The organism is Romboutsia sp. BSD2780061687b_171204_C1 (genome assembly GCF_015560225.1).
Taxonomy (GTDB): Bacteria; Bacillota; Clostridia; order Peptostreptococcales; family Peptostreptococcaceae; genus Romboutsia_C; species Romboutsia_C hominis.
Genome location: NZ_JADMRK010000003.1, coordinates 240,070 through 261,063 on the forward strand (window position 1 = coordinate 240,070; position 20,994 = coordinate 261,063).

19 protein-coding genes, 1 pseudogene and 1 riboswitch are annotated in these 20,994 nt (G+C 28.5%); of the genes and pseudogenes, 16 read left to right on the top strand and 4 right to left on the bottom strand.

Features of this window, described 5'->3' with window-relative positions; genetic code table 11:
* The first annotated feature begins 81 nt into the window (after window positions 1-81).
* Together I2H23_RS08905 and I2H23_RS08910 are read left to right on the top strand one after the other, a co-directional pair.
* Window positions 82-1,476 (top strand): MATE family efflux transporter, encoded by a 1,395-nt coding sequence (locus I2H23_RS08905; protein WP_092922876.1) that lies wholly within the window; start codon window positions 82-84, stop codon window positions 1,474-1,476.
* A 118-nt stretch (window positions 1,477-1,594) separates the two neighbouring features.
* Window positions 1,595-2,644, top strand: coding sequence for a 4Fe-4S dicluster domain-containing protein (locus I2H23_RS08910; protein WP_195238104.1), 1,050 nt, complete (start codon window positions 1,595-1,597; stop codon window positions 2,642-2,644).
* A 72-nt stretch (window positions 2,645-2,716) separates the two neighbouring features.
* Here the strand turns inward: I2H23_RS08910 and I2H23_RS08915 are convergent, their stop codons facing one another.
* Complete coding sequence (locus I2H23_RS08915) at window positions 2,717-2,953, bottom strand: putative Se/S carrier-like protein (protein WP_166504809.1); 237 nt, start codon at window positions 2,951-2,953, stop codon at window positions 2,717-2,719.
* Between the two features lie 108 nt (window positions 2,954-3,061).
* The gene (gene yedE, locus I2H23_RS08925; RefSeq protein ID WP_195581524.1) at window positions 3,062-4,150 is read right to left on the bottom strand and encodes a YedE family putative selenium transporter; all 1,089 of its coding nucleotides are present in this window, start codon (window positions 4,148-4,150) and stop codon (window positions 3,062-3,064) included.
* A gap of 200 nt (window positions 4,151-4,350) precedes the next feature.
* On the opposite strand from yedE, the gene I2H23_RS15590 reads away from it, so the two are divergent.
* From I2H23_RS15590 to I2H23_RS08950, 5 genes and pseudogenes are all read left to right on the top strand, one after another.
* The gene (locus I2H23_RS15590) at window positions 4,351-4,626 is read left to right on the top strand and encodes an aminotransferase class V-fold PLP-dependent enzyme (protein ID WP_330405548.1); all 276 of its coding nucleotides are present in this window, start codon (window positions 4,351-4,353) and stop codon (window positions 4,624-4,626) included.
* Window positions 4,627-4,768: 142 nt separating this feature from the next.
* A complete protein-coding gene (locus I2H23_RS15595) occupies window positions 4,769-5,035 on the top strand; it encodes an aminotransferase class V-fold PLP-dependent enzyme (RefSeq protein ID WP_334293979.1) in 267 nt (88 codons plus the stop codon).
* An 84-nt stretch (window positions 5,036-5,119) separates the two neighbouring features.
* A pseudogene (locus tag I2H23_RS15365) lies at window positions 5,120-5,680 on the top strand (DUF4269 domain-containing protein).
* 137 nt (window positions 5,681-5,817) lie between these two features.
* The gene (locus tag I2H23_RS08945) at window positions 5,818-6,282 is read left to right on the top strand and encodes a methylated-DNA--[protein]-cysteine S-methyltransferase (protein WP_092922888.1); all 465 of its coding nucleotides are present in this window, start codon (window positions 5,818-5,820) and stop codon (window positions 6,280-6,282) included.
* Between the two features lie 36 nt (window positions 6,283-6,318).
* Window positions 6,319-6,714, top strand: a complete 396-nt coding sequence (locus I2H23_RS08950; RefSeq protein WP_330405549.1) for a DNA alkylation repair protein — start codon at window positions 6,319-6,321, stop codon at window positions 6,712-6,714.
* Between the two features lie 298 nt (window positions 6,715-7,012).
* Here the strand turns inward: I2H23_RS08950 and I2H23_RS08955 are convergent, their stop codons facing one another.
* On the bottom strand, window positions 7,013-7,834 hold the full coding sequence (locus I2H23_RS08955; RefSeq protein ID WP_166504814.1) for a nitroreductase family protein: 822 nt from the start codon (window positions 7,832-7,834) through the stop codon (window positions 7,013-7,015).
* Between the two features lie 221 nt (window positions 7,835-8,055).
* Between I2H23_RS08955 and I2H23_RS08960 the strand changes: the two genes are divergently transcribed.
* Window positions 8,056-8,964 (top strand): LysR family transcriptional regulator, encoded by a 909-nt coding sequence (locus I2H23_RS08960; protein ID WP_166504815.1) that lies wholly within the window; start codon window positions 8,056-8,058, stop codon window positions 8,962-8,964.
* A 44-nt stretch (window positions 8,965-9,008) separates the two neighbouring features.
* Here I2H23_RS08960 and I2H23_RS08965 read toward each other — a convergent pair whose 3' ends face one another.
* On the bottom strand, window positions 9,009-10,475 hold the full coding sequence (locus I2H23_RS08965; RefSeq protein ID WP_195237922.1) for an amino acid permease: 1,467 nt from the start codon (window positions 10,473-10,475) through the stop codon (window positions 9,009-9,011).
* 276 nt (window positions 10,476-10,751) lie between these two features.
* A riboswitch (Lysine riboswitch) is annotated at window positions 10,752-10,922 on the bottom strand.
* A gap of 190 nt (window positions 10,923-11,112) precedes the next feature.
* On the opposite strand from I2H23_RS08965, the gene I2H23_RS08970 reads away from it, so the two are divergent.
* The 8 genes from I2H23_RS08970 to I2H23_RS09005 all read left to right on the top strand — a co-directional run bounded on the left by I2H23_RS08970 (window position 11,113) and on the right by I2H23_RS09005 (window position 20,980).
* The gene (locus I2H23_RS08970) at window positions 11,113-13,680 is read left to right on the top strand and encodes a cell wall-binding repeat-containing protein (protein WP_166504817.1); all 2,568 of its coding nucleotides are present in this window, start codon (window positions 11,113-11,115) and stop codon (window positions 13,678-13,680) included.
* A 176-nt stretch (window positions 13,681-13,856) separates the two neighbouring features.
* Window positions 13,857-14,069, top strand: a complete 213-nt coding sequence (locus I2H23_RS08975) for a hypothetical protein (protein WP_092922906.1) — start codon at window positions 13,857-13,859, stop codon at window positions 14,067-14,069.
* A gap of 207 nt (window positions 14,070-14,276) precedes the next feature.
* Window positions 14,277-14,657 (top strand): hypothetical protein, encoded by a 381-nt coding sequence (locus I2H23_RS08980; protein WP_092922909.1) that lies wholly within the window; start codon window positions 14,277-14,279, stop codon window positions 14,655-14,657.
* A 420-nt stretch (window positions 14,658-15,077) separates the two neighbouring features.
* A complete protein-coding gene (gene nrdD, locus I2H23_RS08985) occupies window positions 15,078-17,207 on the top strand; it encodes an anaerobic ribonucleoside-triphosphate reductase (protein WP_166504818.1) in 2,130 nt (709 codons plus the stop codon).
* Window positions 17,208-17,223: 16 nt separating this feature from the next.
* Window positions 17,224-17,727, top strand: a complete 504-nt coding sequence (gene nrdG / locus I2H23_RS08990) for an anaerobic ribonucleoside-triphosphate reductase activating protein (protein ID WP_092922915.1) — start codon at window positions 17,224-17,226, stop codon at window positions 17,725-17,727.
* A 690-nt stretch (window positions 17,728-18,417) separates the two neighbouring features.
* The gene (gene rpsD, locus I2H23_RS08995) at window positions 18,418-19,011 is read left to right on the top strand and encodes a 30S ribosomal protein S4 (protein ID WP_092922918.1); all 594 of its coding nucleotides are present in this window, start codon (window positions 18,418-18,420) and stop codon (window positions 19,009-19,011) included.
* A gap of 137 nt (window positions 19,012-19,148) precedes the next feature.
* The gene (locus I2H23_RS09000; RefSeq protein ID WP_092922921.1) at window positions 19,149-19,484 is read left to right on the top strand and encodes a winged helix-turn-helix transcriptional regulator; all 336 of its coding nucleotides are present in this window, start codon (window positions 19,149-19,151) and stop codon (window positions 19,482-19,484) included.
* A gap of 128 nt (window positions 19,485-19,612) precedes the next feature.
* Complete coding sequence (locus I2H23_RS09005) at window positions 19,613-20,980, top strand: cation:dicarboxylate symporter family transporter (RefSeq protein ID WP_092922924.1); 1,368 nt, start codon at window positions 19,613-19,615, stop codon at window positions 20,978-20,980.
* Window positions 20,981-20,994 lie beyond the last annotated feature (14 nt).

Consider the following 20,994-nt stretch of genomic DNA (forward strand, 5'->3'; position numbering starts at 1 on the left):
ATAAGAAGTGAGCTTTAAGCTTGCAACTTATCCAGCTTTTTATATCATAAATAAGTTATTAACATAAGGAGGAAAGAGAATATGAGTGTTTTTGTGAAAGAAAAATCTTTTTATAAAGATGTACTAAAAATTAGCATACCGATAGCTATGCAGGGACTTATAAATGTTGGTGTAAGTATGACAGATACTATGATGTTAGGCTCTTTTGGGGAGATAACACTATCAGCAGCATCCTTAGCGAATCAATTTTGTTTTATATTTTTAATTATTAACTTTGGACTAGGTGGAGGAGCAGGTGTATTATCTGGTCAATTTTGGGGCAAGAAGGATATAAATTCCATTAACAAAGTATTATCAATATTGATAAGAGCTAGTATAGCTTTTGCTATAATTTTCTTAAGTTTATCACAGTTTATGCCAGATAAAATAATGTCTATATATACTAGTGAATTACCTGTGGCAGATCAAGGAGTAATGTACCTTAAGATAATATCATTATCATTTATATTCCAAGGAATATCTACTACAGTAAATATTTTGTTTAGAACAGTAGGGTCAGTTAAAGTTGCTTTATTTGCATCTTTAACATCTTTTGGATTTAATATTTTTCTAAATTGGGTTTTAATATTTGGTAAATTAGGCGCACCAGAACTTGGAATACAAGGAGCAGCAATAGCTACTCTTATAGCTAGAATTATAGAATTTACAGTGGTAGTTACTTACTTATTTAAGATAGATAAAAAACTTAACTTCAAATTAAAGTATTTACTTACTTTAGATAAAGAGCTACTTAAAAGTTATATAAAAATAGGTGGACCTGTTTTAGTAAGTGATCTTATACTTGCTCTTGGTCTTAACATGGTATCTGTAATAATGGGTAGAATGGGTTCAGACATGGTGGCAGCTAACAGTATATCTGCTGTTGTCCTACAGTTTACTAATGTATTTTTAATGGGTGTATCTAATGCAAGTGGAGTTATTACAGGCAATACTATAGGTAAAGGAGATTATGAATCAGCATATAAAAGAGCTGTTACGTTCTTGGCTATGGCTATTATATTAGGGGGATGTTCAGGAGTAGTTATATTTAGCCTTAAATATATTGTAATAGATTTTTATAATATATCAGATTATACTAAATCTATTGCCTATCAATTAATGAACTCAACGTCAGTTTTAGTAGTATTTATGTCTGTAGCAACACTTCTTACAAAAGGGGTACTTAGAGCTGGTGGAGATACTAAGTTTTTAATGATTGCGGATGTATTATTTTTATGGATTATATCTATTCCACTAGGATATGTAGCTGGGATTGTTTTAGAATTACCTCCAGGAATAGTTCTTATTGTATTAAAATCAGATGAGATTTTAAAGGGAATTTGGTGTGTGTTTAGATTATTTAGCAAAAAGTGGATTAGAGATATTGATTATAAAGAAAAAGATAATAAAAATCTAGAGGCTTGTGTTAACAATTAATATATAAAAAGATACTACAATAAATTATGTAGTATCTTTTTTGTATAAAGGATTATAGGAGATTTAGTCGAATATATTATCTACTAACACTAAGTCAAAGGGGATGACAAGTAAAATAATGAATAGAGTTGATGAAAGAGATACAATGTTTGCTAGATCAAACTATGAAAAGGGTAGTGAGGCTTATGTAGATTACTACTCGAGAAATCCTGAAAAAAAGGATATAGATGATAGCATAAGAACTAGACCTTATCTATGCAGTGAGGAAAGTATGACGTATAATCCAACAAATTCACCAATGGCTTTGTCTGCATTTGAATTTTTATCAGACATAAAGCACTTATGTGAAAACAAACCTAAACCAGAAAAGGTAAAAGTAAATAAAAAAATAATAACTAAGAAAATAAAGGGGTTTGCAAAACAGTATGGAGCTAAATTAGTAGGGATAACAGAATTAAAAGACTATCATTATTATACTCATAGAGGAAGACATGAAGAAAATTATGGTGAAGAAATAACTAATCATCACAAATATGGAATAGTATTTGCAGTAGAGATGGATAAAGATATGATAAATAGAGGACCTATGATAGCAGAAGTTATAGAAACTAGTAAGTGCTATGTAGATGCATCTATAGTTGGGATGGTACTTAGTTATTACATAAGAAACCTAGGCTATGAAGCTAGAAATCATATGGACTCGAATTATTTATTGATGCCAGTTAGGGTGGCAAAAGATGCTGGACTTGGACAGATAGGAAGAAATACTATTTTAACTACTAAAGAGTATGGCTCAAGAATAAGACTTGGAGTGGTAACTACAGATTTAGAATTAGATGTAGATGAGCAAATAGATTTTGGGCTAGATGACTTCTGTAAATTGTGCAACAAGTGTGCACATTTTTGTCCTTCGCAATCTTTATCCAATAAGCCAGATAAAGATTCTTGGGTAATAGAGCAAGAATCTTGTTACATAAAATGGTTGTATATGGGGACAGATTGTGGGATGTGTATATCAGTATGTCCATTTGCACAAGAGTTAGAAACTATAAAAGAAGTAAATACTTTTAAAGATAATCAAGAACTTATAAAAAAGGCTCTTGATGAATATAAAGAAAAGTTTGGTAAAAGACCTTTCGTTCCAGGAAATCCTGATTGGTTAAGGTAAACATATTGAATTAAAATAAGCTGTAGGTAAAGTTGTATTAAACAAACTTATCTACAGCTTTTATAAATTTATTTAATCATCAAAATCCTTATACAAAGAGTACTCATTACAATCTATAAAATAAATTTTTTCTATATCTTTTATATAAAGTTTATTTATGTCATCTGTATAAGAAAAGCTAACTCCAATACCACAGTTAGAGCTTAAATTTCTGGGAACTGGAGAAGACTCATTTTCCATACCACTTTTAGTTAAAAATCTAGAAAATTTAATAGCGCAAGAATGAGTAAACTTTTTATATTTTGACAAGCAGCATTATTATCTACCAAAACTTCTACACCTTAAGGATTTTCTTCTAAACCCTTCTTAGCCATGAGTACAGGTTGAAGACAAGAATATCCTCTAGCATCTATTTTTTTAGCCAATACTAACATCTACTTTTAATTTATTTTTTATATCTTTATCAGCCTTGCAACTGTAATATGAAATGATACCAAGTATAAAAAAGCATATAATCACAGCTATTTGACTATTAGATGTAGGTCCTTTTGAAGAAGATGCTAATTGGAAGTTGTGACAAAAAGCTGCTCCAACAAGCATACCAAATATAGTTATTACAGAGTCAATATTTCCCTCGCCAGATAAAATTAATTGTCTCATAGGACAACCACCTAATAATACAGAACCCCATTCTGCTAATACCATACCTAAAAAATTCCATAAACCATCTGTATGGGCTACTGGCTGATCAGTAAATCCAGGAGTGAAGAATCCAAAAGTTAAATTCCCTATAAAAGCAGCTACTAGCATAGCTAAAAATCCTAATAAAAAATAATAATCTTTAAACAATATTAAATCTCTAAATCCACTAACCATACACAATCTAGTTTTTTGACATATAACTCCAACAGCTAGCCCTATTGTTAAAGCTATAAAAGCTGGAGCATGCTGAGAACCAGGACCTTCTTTTGAGAATAATAATAAAGCAGAAGATGATATTAGCATAATGAATAATACAATATTTATAGCTGGGAATAAAAATCCTTCTAATTTAGTTTGTTTGTAACTTCTTTTGAGAGAGAATCCTTTTCGCAAGCAAACTATACCAATAAGTATACCTACTACAAAACCACCTATACCAAATAAAGCATTTAAATCTCCACCTGCAAGTCTAAGCACCATTCTAGTAGGACAACCTAAGAACATTAATGCTCCTATTATTACTATAAATCCTAGATAAAATCTTATAAATGGAGAAGAGCCACCACGAGACTTAAATTCACGACTACCAAGTGCTAAAATAAAAGAACACAGCACCATTCCTATAATTTCAGGTCTTATATATTGAACTATTTCAGTTCTGTGAAGACCTAATGAATCTGCAATATCCCTAATAAAGCAAGCTACACATATTCCCATATTCTTTGGATTTCCATAAAGTACGGATAAAACAGATATAATTCTAATTATAGCTCCACCGATAATGATGTTTCTTTTTTCCTTCATTAAAAATACCCCCATATGAAATTGTTAGATACAAAATACTTTTCCACGCAAAGTATAACATAGCCATTTTGTAGATAATTAGGTAAAAATGTAGTATAGAAAAATTCTAAAATACTCATGTAAAGATAGATAAAAACAGTATAGCAGTAATAAAAATGAATGATATATTAAACTTAAGATATATTTAATTAGGGGGAAAAATGGATAAGATACATTGTGATAATGGAGCAACATCATATCCAAAGACAACATTAAAGGGTGGAACTATGCTAGATTATATAAATAATGTAGGTTGTAATGTAAATAGAGGTGCATATTCATCATCCTATGAAGCGGAAAATGTTCTATATGAAACTAGAGAATTAATATGTGAATTATTCAATTTTGATAAACCTAAAAATGTTGTTTTCACACCTAATATTACAACTAGCTTAAATATAGTAATTAAAGGCTTACTAAAAAAGGTGACAATGTAATAGTTTCTTCTATGGAGCACAATGCAGTTATGAGACCGTTGAATTCTTTAAATGACATAACGATTACAAAAGTTAATTGTAACTTTTTAGGCGAAATCAAACTAAAAGATTTGTAGGTGGAATAAAAGGAATAGATAAAAGTTTGTTAGTTGGAAAGCTTGATACTAAAAATAGAACCTCGGTAGTTTCTCTTGATTTTAAAGAACTTGATAATGGGATAGTATGTCATATGTTAGATAAAAATTACGGTATATCAACTAGAAGCGGTCTTTATTGTGCACCTTCTGCTCATAAAACACTAGGAACTTTTCCTAATGGTACTGTTAGATTTAGTTTTGTGTACTTTAACACAGAAAAAGAAATAGATTATATTATTGATTGTGTGAAAAATATATGGATAAATAAATAATTCATGTTTTATAATATACTTTAAGAAAATGGATAATCATTTTTAAAATCAATTTACATTTAAAGATCTGAATAAGGGGAAGATATGAAAATAAAGGACATAAACTGGAAGGATATATCATACCTAAAAGAGGGGAATAATACTCAAAGAAAAAGTTATGAAATACTTAAAAGAATAAATATATTTGAAGTACTCAAGGATTACAACCCAATACTGATAGGAACTATTCCAATACAAATAAACATAGAAAGTAGTGATCTAGATATTGTATGTGAAGTAGAAAACTTCGTTACTTTTAAAGAAGTATTAGTCAATGAATTTGAAATAAGAAAAGGATTTAAAGTAATATAAAATAGTATAGAAAATATAATAGTATGTAACTTTTATGTGGATGATATAGAAATAGAGATATATGCGAGCAAAAATCATTCAGAGAAAACCAACGGATATAGACATATGGTGATAGAAGCTAGATTGATAGAGATTTTAGGAAAAGATTTTAAAAATGAAATAATAGCTTTAAAAAAGAGGGGATTAAAAACAGAGCCAGCTTTTGCTAAACAACTAGGATTAAAAGGTAATCCATATGAAAGTTTACTAGAATTAGAAGAATACTATGATGATGATTTAAAAAATTTAAAATAATATTAATATAGAAAAATATAAAGAAGTTATTATGCTTATTTTTAGTATAGTAACTTCTTTATTATATAAATATTATATAAAGTATTGTATATTAGATTATGAAATAACATATGCAAATTAACAAATGAGGTGTTTATATGAAAAATATTTTTTATTATGAAACAAAGCTGGGAAAGATAGGAATTGCTGAAGATGGAAAAGGAATAACAGATCTTTATCTAGCGGAGAAACTATCATCAGAAGATATGAATATTGAAGAAACACCATTAATTAAAGAAACAGCAAAGCAACTTCAGGAATACTTATTAGGACAAAGAATAGAATTTGATGTACCACTTTCTCTTAACGGTACAGAATTTCAAAAGCTAGTATGGAATGAACTTAAAGATGTACCATATGGCAAAACATATAGTTATAAAGAATTAGCTCAAAAAATAGGTAAGCCAACAGCAGCTAGAGCAGTGGGAATGGCAAATAATAAAAATCCTATATTAATAATAATTCCATGCCATAGAATTATAGGTGCTGATGGAAGTTTAGTTGGTTATGCTGCGGGTTTAGAGATAAAAAAACAATTATTAGATATGGAAAATAATAATTAAATAAAAGTATATTAACATTATATGGAGAAGGGATATATGAACGAAAAAATTAGAGAAGAACTTTTGAAATTATCAGAAGAAAAGTATAGAGAATTTTCTTCAAGGCTAATACCAGGAGTTGAGAATATACTAGGTGTTAGACTTTTGTGTTTAAGAAAAATAGCGAAGAGAATAGCTAAAAAAGACTGGAGAGAATATCTAAAAAATGCTAATGATACATATTTTGAAGAGGTTATGCTACAGGGAATGGTAATAGGATATGTTAAGGATAGTAATATAGAAGAAATATTAGTATATATAAAAAACTTTATTCCTAAAATAAATAACTGGTCTGTATGTGATAGTTTTTGTAGTGGGCTTAAAATAACCAATAAAAATAAAGAAATAGTATGGGAATTTCTAAAAAAATATAACACTAGAATATTTAAATAATAATAATCTTGATGATTTTACTTACAATAAATCTCTCCAGAAAATATGTGAATCTTTAAAGATTGACAAAGAAAGGAAAGTCTTAATAAAATCAATGAAGAGATAGTAAAAATGGGCTAATTTACCTTAACATAGCCCATTTCTATTTTTTTACATACAAGGATTTTATATTAAGAACAAAACTGTTGATAAATTATGGATATAAGATATATCAACAAGTTTGAAAATGTAGAAAAATATATTTTGAGCAACGGACGTAGTCGTTGGCGACATGAGCGAAGCGAATTTTTTATTTAGATTACTTCCAAGATATTTGTGCTTCTTTTCTTGGAGTTGTTCTTTGATATTTTACATCTGGATATCCGATAACCATGCAAGTTACAATTTTTTGATTTTCGTTCAGTCCTAAGAAGTCCATAATTTTTTTATTTCCTTCAGCAGATCTTGTAAAGAATCCACTAAAGAAAGTTCCAAGGCCTAGAGCATTAGTCATAAGTTCCATATTAGAGGAAGCTAAACTAGCATCTACAGGATTATCAGAAACTACAAGTATTACAGCAGGAGCATTGAAGAATAGACTATCCCTACCAGTAGGATTTGCTTTAAATTCTTCATACATTTTTACCCACATCTGGGCATATAGCTTTAAATTCATTGTTTCAGGTGTTAAGTTAGCAAGCATATATTTACCCATATCACTTAATCTTTCTAAAGACATTTCTTTTAAAGTTTCTATGCCATCTTTAACTACAATATAAGATACATCTTGTGCATTTCTTGCTGTTTGAGTAAATCTCCCTGCTTCTATGATTTTAGAAAGTTTTTCTATTTCTACATCCTGATTTTTAAAGTGTCTTACACTTCTTCTAAACTTGATAAAGTTTAGTAAATTATCTGCATCAATAGAGAAATCCTCTTTATTATAATCTTTAACTTCATTCATGTTATAATCATCAGTTGATACTGCATTTTTAGGGCATATTGCAATACAGTGACCACATTTAAAACAGGCTACATTTTTAATATGAGCCTTTTTATCTATAAGTTCAATATCTTTAACCATGCAATCTTTAACACATAGAGAACATCCTATACAAAGATCCTTATCTACTTTCATCATAAAAAACACTCCCTTTAATTTATATAATATCTTTCAATTTTAATTTATATGTCTTAATTATTTTGGTATACTAATAAGTAAAATTCATAAGAAAATACAAATATATTTATTAAGGATAATAGTGATTATAGCACTGTTATAACCACTATGTCTAATTTAAAATATTCATAAACATATAACTTTTAGTTATAGATTTGATAAATTATAAAAAGGAGTAGAAAATGAACCTACAACAACTAGAGTATTTCAAAACAGTCGCTGAAACCGAAAATTTTACTAAAGCTTCAAAGTTATTATTAGTTACTCAACCAGCATTAAGTAAATCAATAGCAAAGTTGGAAGGAGAACTAAAAGTCCCTTTATTTGAAAAGAGTGGCAGAAATGTCAAACTAACTAGGTTTGGGAAATTATTTTTAGTTCATGCAGAGAGAGCATTGGTAGAGATTGAAAAAGGGATAAAGGAATTAGATGAAATGGTTAGTGATACTACAGGGACAGTTTCTATTTCCTCTACATCTAGAGTAGGAGCTTATTTTATGAATTTTATAATAAGCGATTTCTTAAATGATAACCCTAATGTAAAGTTTCAATTTAACCAACAGTCTGTAACTGAAATAATAGAAGATTTAAAAAAAGGAAAAATTGATATTGGTTTCTATGATAATCATACAGAACCTATTTGGGATATTAATATAGAATCTATACCAATAAAAAAGCAAGAGTATATATTAATAGTACCAAAGAATCATAAATTAGCCGGTAGAGGAGAGGTATCTTTAAAGGAATTAGAAAATGAATCTTTTATAGCATTTTGTGAAGGTAGTAAAGATAGGATTCTTTCTTGTACTGATGCTTTAGGGTATACCCCTAAAATATCAATTCAGCCAAAAGGAGCTAATATAGGAAGTGTAATAGAAGGATTAGTATCTGCTGGAGCAGGGATTTCAGTAGTTCCTGATTCACCAACTATCAATACAAATACACTATCTAAAATAAATATTAAAGAAACTATTAAGGAAAGAATAATATATATGAGTTATTTAAAAAATTCATATATACCTCCAATAGCAAAGTTATTTAGAGATTATATATTAGAATATGTTGATAGAAATTATATAACTTCATCATAAAAAATGTAACTCCTAAGTTAAAGGAGTTACATTTTTTATGTTTATTAATTTAATTCAAGGATCTTTTTTTCTATATTATCTAAATTTTTATCTTCTCCATAAGTTAAATCAACCTTGTGAAGAGGGATAAGTTTAGTCTTGTGCTTAATTTTATAACCTATATATAAACTTAAAAATAGAGGTATACCTATATAAGAAGCTATTAAACCACTCCAGTCAATGCCATCTGGTTTAATACAAGAATAACCTTGACCTATTATTATAACTATACACATTATTAATGCTAGTATAGGTCCAAAAGGATACCATTTAGCAGTAAATTTTAAATCTTTTAAATTATTACCTTGATGAGTATATGCTTTTCTAAATCTATAATGGCATATTGCTATTCCAACCCATGCTATAAATCCAGCAAGGCCAGATGCAGCAACTAACCAAACATAAACAGTACTTTCGGCAAATACACCTGTTAAGAAACAAAAAGATGCAACTATAGTAGTTAATATTAAAGCATTTACAGGAACACCTCTTTTATTAGTCTTAGCAAATAGCTTTGGAGCAAGTCCATCCTTAGCCATAGAGTGAAGCATTCTGCTTGATGCATACATACCAGAATTTCCAGCAGATAATACAGATGTTAATATTACTGCATTCATAAGAGAAGCAGCTCCAGCTATACCTGCTTTCTCAAATACCATAGTAAATGGACTTTCAGAAACACCAGCCTGTGTAAAAGGTATTATAGCACCTAAAACTATTATCGTTCCTAAATAAAATATTAATATTCTCCAAAATATGGATTTTATAGCCCTAGGAATAGTTTTTTCTGGATTTTCACTTTCTCCAGCAGCAACTCCTATAAGTTCGGTTCCCTGAAATGAAAATCCTGCAACTAGAAAAATGGCAAAGATTGATTTTATTCCACCATGGAAAGGTCCATCTTTTATAAAATAATTATGAAATCCTATTTCATCAGAACCAATTATACCAACTATCATTAATACACCTATTATTAAAAATATAATTACAGTAACAACTTTAACACCAGCAAACCAATATTCAGACTCACCGTAGGCTTTTGATGATAGGAAGTTTAATCCGACAATTATTATTAAAAATAATAAACTCCAGTAAACTCCTGGTATGTTTGGGAACCAAAATTTCATAACTAAAGAACCTGCAACCATTTCGGCAGCTATTGTTATAGCCCAGTTGTACCAGTAATTCCATCCAAGTGCAAACCCAAGTGCTGGGTCAATAAATTTAGTAGCATAGGAACTGAAAGATCCAGAGATTGGCATAAAAGTAGCCATTTCACCTAAACTTGTTATTAAAAAATAAACCATAATGCCTACTAAAACATATGCAACTAATGCACCACCAGGTCCTGCTTGATAGATAGTATCTCCCATTGCAAGAAATATACCTGTTCCAATAGAACCACCTAGTGCTATCATGTTTAGATGTCTTGCTTTTAATCCTCTTTTTAATTCTTGATTTTGTTCACTCATTTGATTATCCTCCTTATGGTGTAAATTTTCCATAAGTAAGTAACTAAGATAATAAAATTTATCTAACAATAAAAATGCGCTTAGTTTATGTCGCTAACGACTTCGACGGTTACTCAGATATATTTTTATATTATTGAGTTATTGATATACCTTATATAAGTTATCAGTAATTTTAGGTTTACATAAGGTTTTTGTATACAAAAAAAGCCATGAGACTATACCCATGACAAAAATACGTAAATTATATACAAAAAATACAACGTACCGTACGTTTTCATTGAAAATAGCTCTCCACAAAAATGTGACAGTCTTATGCATATTTTACATAAGCCCAGTAAATAGTATCAAAGCCATTAACTATTTACTTCGGCGAAATTTCCTTTTGTATTATTTCATTGAGCTTACCTCCATAATACTACTCTTAAATTTCGCGCCTCTATCTCAGTTATCTACTTGTTGTTTTAAATTATAACCAAAACAAAAAATAAGTCAATAGAAAAGATTAGATTTTGTACAAAAACAATAAATAATAAGTTTACTAACAATAATTGCAAGTGTTAAAATAGAGTTAACATAGTTAGTAAAAATATAACAAGGAGCAAAAGCATTAAATAAAGAAAATTGAGGGGGAAAGCAAGTGACATTATTAAAAAAGAGCATAGCAAGCATAACAACACTATGTTTAATAACTATAAATCTAACTAGTTTGAGTTTTGCAAGTGAGGATATGCAAAAACAAGAATTAAAAAAAGCTATAGAAAAATCGGAACCATTTGTAGTAAGTGGTAATATAAAGGAAGAGAAAAAAGAAGGTATATCACCTCAACAAATCCTAATTAATTATTTAAGCAATGTAGAAAAAACTTCTACTTTCAAAGTCAAATCAAAAGAAGATGATAAAAATGATTCTCAGGTTATAGTAAGACTTCAACAGTATATAAATAATATACCTATCTATGGTTCAGATTTAGTAGGATGCGTAGATTATGACGGAAATATAAAATCAATTTCAGGATATATAGAGCCAACATCAAAGACATTAAAAGGATTTAACTATAATCCGACTTTAACTAAAGATGATGCACTTAAGATAGCAAAGGAAAAACTTGAACTAAAAAATGAATTAAATAAAAATGAAAAAGTAGAGTTATATTTATATAAAAGTAAAGAAGAATATAAACTTGCATACAAAGTAGATGTAAATATAATAGGAAAAACAATTTATAACAAAATTGTATTTATAGATGCTAACAGTGGAGATATAATAAATCAATACGAAAACACAAACAATATAATCAAATCAGAAAAAATTAAAGCAAAAGGTGTATTTGGAGATGAAAGAGAAATACAAGTAATACATAGACAAGGTGAAGCAGGCTTTAAAGACGGGTATTATTTTATAGATTTAAGTAGAGGATCAAAACCTATAAAAACTTTAGATATAAAAGGTCAATATTTTTATCAATATTATTATCAAAATAAAATTCCTTATGGCATGGATAATGATATAAAATATTTTAGCACAAAACTAGAAAAGAGCGATGGAAAGTTTGTAGATGCAAACTACCATGTAGGAAAAACTTACGATTTTTATTTAAATAAATACAATAGAGATGGGCTAGATGGAAAGGGAAGTAAGCCAGAATTACTTGTAAATGTAAATGAGCCAGGAAATGCATTTTCCAGTCTAGTAAATGGAGTTGATATACTAGTTTTTGGAAATGAAAACTCAACAACTTATGATTCTGCAGGATCATTAGATGTAATTGGACATGAATATACTCATTCAGTAGTAAGACATACTGCTAATTTAGATTATGTATCTCAATCAGGCGCTATAAACGAAGCATATGGAGATATTTTTGGTACTTTAGTAGAACATACTTATAAATCAAGCAAAAATTGGACTATAGGAGAAGATTTTTCAAAATATGGATACTTAAGAAGCATGAAAAACCCAGATATAGATAATGTAGATAATATGGAAATCTGTAGAAGGTCTCATGTACATAATGATAGCTGTGACAATGATTACGTACATGAAAATAGTGGTATAATAAATAAATTAGCTTACCTAATATCTGAAGGTGGAACACAATATGGTATTAATGTTAAAGGTATCGGAGAAGAAAAAATGGGTAAACTTTTCTATGATGCACTTACAGAAGGCTTATATTCTCAATCAGATTTTAATCATCTAGGAGAAGTATTATTATTAAAAGCTAAAACAGCAAGTGAAAAAGAAACAGTAGAAAATGCTCTAAAAGCTGTTGGGATAATGAAGGTAAGCTCAAATAATCCTAAAGTAGTTATAAGTAAAATGGTAGGAGAAACTAGATATGAAACATCTATAATGATAAGTCAAAAAGGTTGGGATACTTCTGATAATGTAGTATTAGTAAATTCAAGTTCTATAGCAGATGCTCTTTCAGCCACACCATTTGCAAAATCTATAAATGCTCCAATACTTCTAACACCAAATGACAGCTTATATTATAATATTGAACAAGAGATAAAGAGACTAAAAGCTAAAAATATATATATTATTGGAGGTACAAGTTCAGTATCGAATAATATAGTAAATGAGCTTGAATATGATGGATTTAAGGTAAATAGAATAAGTGGAATAGATAGATATGACACATCATTAGAAATAGCTAAAAGATTAGGTAACATATCAAATATAGCTGTTGTAAATGGAGTTAAAGGATTAGCAGATGCAGTTAGTATAGCACCTGTCGCAGCCAATAAGAATATGCCGATAATACTAACATCACAAAATGAAAATTTTGATAAAATTAATAAGTTTATTAAACAAAACAATATACAAACATCTTATGTTATAGGTGGACAAAGTACTATATCTAATGATATAACAACTAAATTACCTAACTATAAAAGAATAGGTGGAGATGATAGAAATGAAACCAATGCTTTAATTTTAGAGAACTTTTATAAAGAAAAAAATCTAGAAGACATACTTATAGCAAAAGATGGCATAAATAAACAAGATGATTTAATTGACGCCCTATCAGCAGGAGTATTAGCAGCTAAGAAAAACTCTCCAATTGTAATAGTTGGAAGTAATTTAAATTGGAAGCAAAAAGAAATTTTATCATCTAAAGAAACAAATGAAGTAACTCAAGTTGGTGGAAATGGAAATGAAAATTCATTTAGTCAAATAATTGATATATTAAACAAATAACTAAATTCTTTATAAAAAATACTAACAAGTAAAGTTAGTATTTTTTTGTTTAAAATCTAACTTATATGTTTTATATGTAAAAATATGGGAATAAAATTAATATATATGGATAGAAAGCTTAATTCAAGTAAAAAAGAAATTGAAGAATTTAAAGAATGTAGTTAGGAGATATTAAAATGAAGTTGGAAAAAGAAATAATATTAGAAGAAAGAGAAGCTAAAAAGATAGAAAGAAAATCTGAGAAATGTGATAAAAAGGAATTCGAAATTAACAGCGAAAGAAATTACAAAGAAGCACAAAAAGAAGCTAAAGCTCATCAAAAATCTATGAAAAAATTAGAAAAAGAAAAGTTTGAAGAAAAAAGGGAAGAAAGAAAAGTAAATAAATAAATTAAATAGGTATTTATAAAGGTATATAATTTAAGTATTATATGTTTATATAAGTATCTATTTAGATTATTTACTAAAACACTAACTTATTAAAGTTAGTGTTTTTTAATATATTTAAATAATAAATACAAAGATATAAAAAAAGTGGATTAATTAAAGGAATTTGTTTAAATTTGTAAAAGTATATTAATAAAGAGGTGAGTTCATATGTTTAACCAAAGTATTGTTTTAGAATTTGACAAAAGGTTAGTTTCAGAAGAAGAGATGATTGAGAATATAGATTATTATATTTCAAGGTCTAGTGAAGGTATGAAACTCATATCACAGGGAAAGCAAAAGGAGGCTATGAAAATATTAAAAGAAATTAAAACGTCATTAAAGAAAGAATACATATATTATAATAAAGAGAAGATTAAACCATATATACATAGAAATAATGTATATAGAACTTATCAATGGGGGATAGTTTTAGCTTATTCTAAATTATATAAAGTCTATTCTTATAAATATTTGTATGACAATTTATTTAATGTATGGGATAGTATCTCTAATCATGATTCTTGTTTATTTTTAGGATATAGAATATAAAGACACTTATATTATTTAATGATATAAGTGTCTTTTTAGTATAAAATAAATTTTATTTGTATAAAAATTTGGGTAAATATGATCTATAGCTACTTTTATATTTATTAGATTATTTACATCGAGATATTATAAAATTTTCAAAAAAATATAAAAAAATAAGGAAATTTACTGAAAAATATAAAATTTAAGCTAGAATTAGGTGGTATCAAGGGGTATAAGAAAAGTGAATATAAATAGCTTGAATATACACTATATATGGTATAAAATAGAGGTTGTGTTACTACATATAGTGCTTATGCAAAGTTAAGTAAAGTGCTGAAAAACAAAAAAGTCAATACTTTTTATTAAAAAAGTTATTGTTTTTTTATCTAGTAAGACTTGACAAACACATCAAGAAATATTAGGCAAAAGGAGAGTTTTATGACCAGAAAATTAAATATAATAAAAAGAAATGGAAAGGTTGCAGAGTTTGATAAAATAAAAATCGAAAATGCAATACTAAATGCTATGAAATATGGTAGCGGTATATATGAAGAAGAAATAGCTAAAAAAATAGCTAACGAAATAGAAGAAAATTGTTATGAAAAGTCACCTTCGCCGACAGTATATCAAATAGAAGATATGGTATATAAGAAGTTAATAGATTATAAACACGAATTGACTGCGAAAGCTTATGAAGGATATAGAGCGGTACAGTCATTTAAAAGAGAAGTGAATACAACTGACGAAAGTATATTAGGATTACTAGACAATAGTAATGAAGATGTTATAAATGAAAATTCAAATAAAAATGGATTATTAGCGTCTACTCAAAGAGACCTAATAGCTGGAGAAGTTTCAAAAGATATAGCAAGAAGAAAATTAATACCAGCACATATAGCGCATGCCCATGATGAAGGTGTACTTCACTATCACGATATGGACTATGCAATTCAACCAATTCATAACTGTATGCTTATAAACTTAGAAGATATGTTAAATAATGGTACAGTAATAAGTAATAAATTAGTAGAATCACCAAAATCATTTACAACAGCTTGTACAGTTACAACACAAATAATAGCTCAAATAGCAAGCGGTCAATATGGTGGAAACTCTATAACTATAAAGCATATAGCACCATTTTTAAGAGTATCGTATGATAAATATTTCAATAAATACAAAGAAAAGTATTCTGAAGAAATGGCTAAAGAATTAGCTGAAGAAAGAATGTTAGAGGAGCTAAAAGCAGGTATACAAACTATAAGATATCAATTATCAACGTTATATACAAGTAATGGTCAATCACCATTTTCAACTATATATTTAGAGATTGAAGAAGGTCATGAATATGAAAGGGAAATGGCTTTAATTTGCGAAGAAATGATAGCGCAAAGATTAGAAGGAATGAAAAACTACAAAGGACAAGAAGTAGGAGAAGAATTCCCTAAACTAGTTTATTTATTAGATGAACATAACTGCCTAGAAGGTGGTAAGTATGACTATATTACAAGGCTAGCAGCTAAATGTAATACGAAAAGATTAGTTCCAGATTATCAAAGTGCTAAAATAATGAGAAAGAATTATGAAGGAAATACTTTCCCACCTATGGGATGTAGAAGTCACTTATCTCCATGGAAAGATGAAAATGGAAATTATAAGTGGTATGGAAGATTCAATCAAGGTGTAATATCATTAAACTTAGTACAAGTTGCATTAACTGCAAATAAAGATATGGATAAATTCTGGGAGATATTAGATGAAAGATTAGAACTTTGTAAAGAAGCTTTAATGGTTAGACATGATTTATTAAAAGGAGTAAAATCAGATGTATCTCCAATACATTGGCAACATGGAGGAATAGCTAGACTTAAAAAAGGAGAGAAGATAGACGCTCTTTTAGAGGATGGATATTCAACTCTTTCTTTAGGATATGTTGGGGTATATGAAATGACTCAAGCAATGCTTGGTGTAAGTCATACAACTAAAGAAGGGGAAGCATTTGCATTAGAAGTTATGCACCATTTAAATGATGCTTGCCAAAGTTGGAAGGAAGAAACTGGTCTTGGATTTGGATTATACGGAACTCCTGGAGAAAGTTTAACTTCAAGATTCTGTAGAATAGATAAGCAAAAATTCGGAGAAATTAAAAATGTAACTGATAGAATGTATTATACAAACTCATACCATGTTCACGTAACTGAAGAAATAGATGCTTTTGAAAAATTAAAGTTTGAAAGTCAATTCCACGACATAAGTTTAGGTGGATGTATAAGTTATGTAGAAGTACCGGATATGAGTAAAAACCTACAAGCAGTAGAGCAAATAATAAATTACATCTATCACAATATACAATACGCAGAAATAAATACTAAGCCAGATATATGCTATAAATGTGGATACACAGGTGAAATAAAGCTTGATAAGGATTTAGAATGGTATTGTCCAAACTGCGGAAACAGAGATAAAGATGAAATGCAAGTTATGAGAAGAACTTGTGGATACATTGGGGCAAATATGTGGGGTAAAGGACGTACTCAAGAGATAGGTGAGAGAGTACTTCACTTATAGAATTTGGAGTGATAATATGAGATTTGCCAAAATAAAAGACAATGACATAGCTAATGGACTTGGAGTAACAATGTCTTTTTGGACACAAGGATGTCCCCACCACTGTAAAGGATGTTTCAATGGAGAAACATGGGATTTTAACGGAGGTCAAGAATTTACACAAGAAGATTTACAATATATTATTGATAATATAAATAAAAATAATATAGATAGAGACTTATCTATATTAGGAGGAGAGCCATTATGCCCTCAAAATGTAGAAGGTGTATTTAATTTATGCAAAGAATTTAAGAAACATTACCCAAATAAAATGATATACCTATGGAGTGGATATACACTAGAAAATTTTGATGAAAGTCAAAAGAAAGTATTAAAATATATAGATGTATTAATAGATGGTAAGTTTGAAGAAAACAATAGAAATCTAAGCCTAATGTTAAGAGGTTCATCAAATCAAAGAGTTATAGACGTAAAAAAGACATTATTAAGTAATAAAATAGTATTTTATGAGCTAGGTTAAGTATGTAGAATGCATCAAGATAAATATAAATTTTATCTTGATGCATTTTTTACATGTAAGTAAATTATATTAAGCACAAAAATGTTAACAACTCATGAAAGTAAAATATGTCAATAAGATTGAAAATGTAAAACGTGACATTTGAGGAACGGACAAAGTCGTTGGTGACATGAAGTGTAGCGCCCACGCAGTGGCTTAAGCGAAGCGAATTTTTTACAAAATAAAAAATTATTATGCTAGAAGAAGTAATTTCATAGAGTACTTTAACGTTTAGTTTCAAAAAATGAAATTAATAATTATTATCATTTACAAAAATGATTAATTATGATATACTTTAAATAAATAGAGAATTAATGAGTAATTTACTAGCAAGTGAACATAAAAGTGTAAATTATATCATAGCTTACATAAATTTTTTAAATCCGATGATCTTCAGCACGTTATTAGATTTAATACAGAAAGTATAATATTCCCCTATATGATAAATTACATTATAAATGTTATGCTAATTATACTCTTAATTTACTAATATAACTACACAACTTCTATATAAAGACCACGATTCATATCGTGGTTTTTATTTTAAAAAATGATAATGAAATTCATTTACAAAAAATAAAAATTATGATATATTAAAAATAGGCTTAAAATTATCGCGGCAAATTTCTGATTTTATAGGAGATGATAATTATGGCAAGAATGATGGGACCTAGATTTAAACAATGTAGAAGACTAGGGTTAAATGTATGTGGGCATCCAAAAGCAATGGATAGAGCTACAAAAGGAACGTCTAGAGCGGACAAAAAGCTTTCACCATATGGAGTACAGTTATTAGAAAAGCAAAGATTAAAGGCTTACTATGGTGTGTTAGAAAAGCAATTTTCTAACTATGTAAAAAAAGCGATGAAATCTAAAGACTCTACAGGTACAGCATTAGTACAAATGTTAGAATGTAGATTAGACAACTTAGTATATAGATTAGGGTTAGCAAGCTCTACAAGACAAGCTCGCCAAATGGTAGTTCATGGACATATACTAGTTAATGGGAAAAAAGTAGATATACCTTCTTATGGAGTGTCAGTAGGAGATGTTATATCTTTAAGAGAAAAATCTCAAAAAAATACAATGTTTAAAGATAGTTTTCAACAAAATGCTACTAGCCAATATCCTTACTTAACTAAGGATATAGAGAACTTTTCAGGTGTTCTTACTAGAAAGCCTGAAAGAAATGAAGTACCAATAGAAATTGACGATATTTTAGTTGTTGAGTACTACTCAAAATAATCTAAATATAAAATTACCATAAATCTTAGGGTTTATGGTAATTTTTTTATTTTAAGTATTTTATAAAGATAAAAATGGACAAAATGATAGTTATATTATAAGCTAATCTATATAAAATAATTAAAAGGAGGTCGTTAATGTATAGTTTGAACAATATCAAGCAAAATAATTGTCCATTAAAATTCATATCAAACATACTCGGAAAAAAATGGGTATGTGAAATAATATGGGAAATTGGTAATGATAAAAAAAGATTTGGAGAATTACAAAGGTGCATAGAAGGATGTAGCAAGAAGATGTTAATTCAACAATTAGAATTTTTAATCGAAAATGGAATAGTAATTAATGACAAAAAAGAATTAAAAAATAATATCCAATCAACATACTATTTAAGTGAATGTGGTGTTTCGTTACTTCCAATAATGGAAACTATGATACTTTGGAGTAACAAACATATTAAATGTGATTGTTAATTTTATATAGATATTAATCTGGTTACAAAAAAGTTACCAGTTGATACAAGAGCTCATACTTGTTATATTATAAAAAACAGGTATGAGCTCATTTACTTTATATAAAAATAATCGGAGGGAGGCAATACATGAATTATACGTTTTTTTCAGAATTTCTTATGGTCACGAATTATATGACTTTAATATCAATAGCAATTTTAATAGGAATGTTTTTTGTAATAAATAAATTAAGTAAAAAGATAAAATTTAATAAATTAATGATTTTATCAATAGTATTAGGGATTGGACTAGGAGTATTAGTCCATGCTATAGCAGGATTCCCAGAAGATCCTACTAAGGTAACTTGGTTAACAGAAGTATCTAAATGGTATGGGCTATTTGGATATGGTTTTATGGATTTATTAAAAATGTTAGTAGTTCCACTTGTGTTTGTTTCAATAGTAAGAGTAATAATGAACTTAAAGCAAGGTGAAAACCTAGGTAAATTAACAGGAAAGACTATTGTAATGTTATTAGGAACAACAGCGATAGCAGCAATAATAGGTATAGTAGTTGGAAATTTATTTAACTTAGGAGTAGGACACGAAGCGATAGTAAAAAGTGGAGAAATAAGAGAGGTTACACCAATAGTCGATACTATAAGAGGTTTATTACCATCAAATCCAGTAAATGCAATGGCACAAGCTAATGTAGTTGCAGTAGTAATATTTGCAGGATTTTTAGGTATAGCAGTAAAGAGACTTAATAAAAAGTATTCAGAAATAATAAAACCATTTGTAGATTTAGTAGAAGCATTTTATAAAATAATAATAAGTGTTTCTATAACAGTAATAAAACTAATGCCTTATGCAGTAGTTGCTTTAATGGCTACTACGATAATAGATAGAGGTGTAACATCAATATTAGATGTTATGGACTTTATAATAGCTCTTTATGTAAGTGTAGCAATAATGTTTATTGTACATTTAGTAATAATAACTTTAAGTGGGGTAAATCCTATAAAATACTTAAAAAATGTATCTAAACCACTTATATTAGCATTTACATCTAGATCAAGTTTAGGAACATTGCCTGTAACAATAGAAACACTTACAGATAATGTTAAAGTAGATCAAGGTATAGCAAGTTTTGTAGGAAGTTTAGGTTCTAATATGGGAATGAACGGTTGTGCAGGAATCTATCCAGCATTAATGGCAATTACTGTAGCTAATATGTCTGGTACTCCTATGAACTTTAGTTTTTATATCATGTTACTTATAGTAATAACTATAAGTTCGTTAGGAATAGCTGGGATACCAGGTACTGCAACAATGTCAGTTTCAGTAGTTATATCAGGTATGGGTATGGGAGCATATTTCCCGCTATTAGGTGGAATACTTGCTATAGATCCAATATTAGATATGGGACGTACAATGCTTAATGTTAATGGAACTATGGCTTCAGCAATAGCAGTTGCTAGTTCATTAGATAAAATTGAAAAAGATAAAATAAGTTAATAAAATCTATAAAA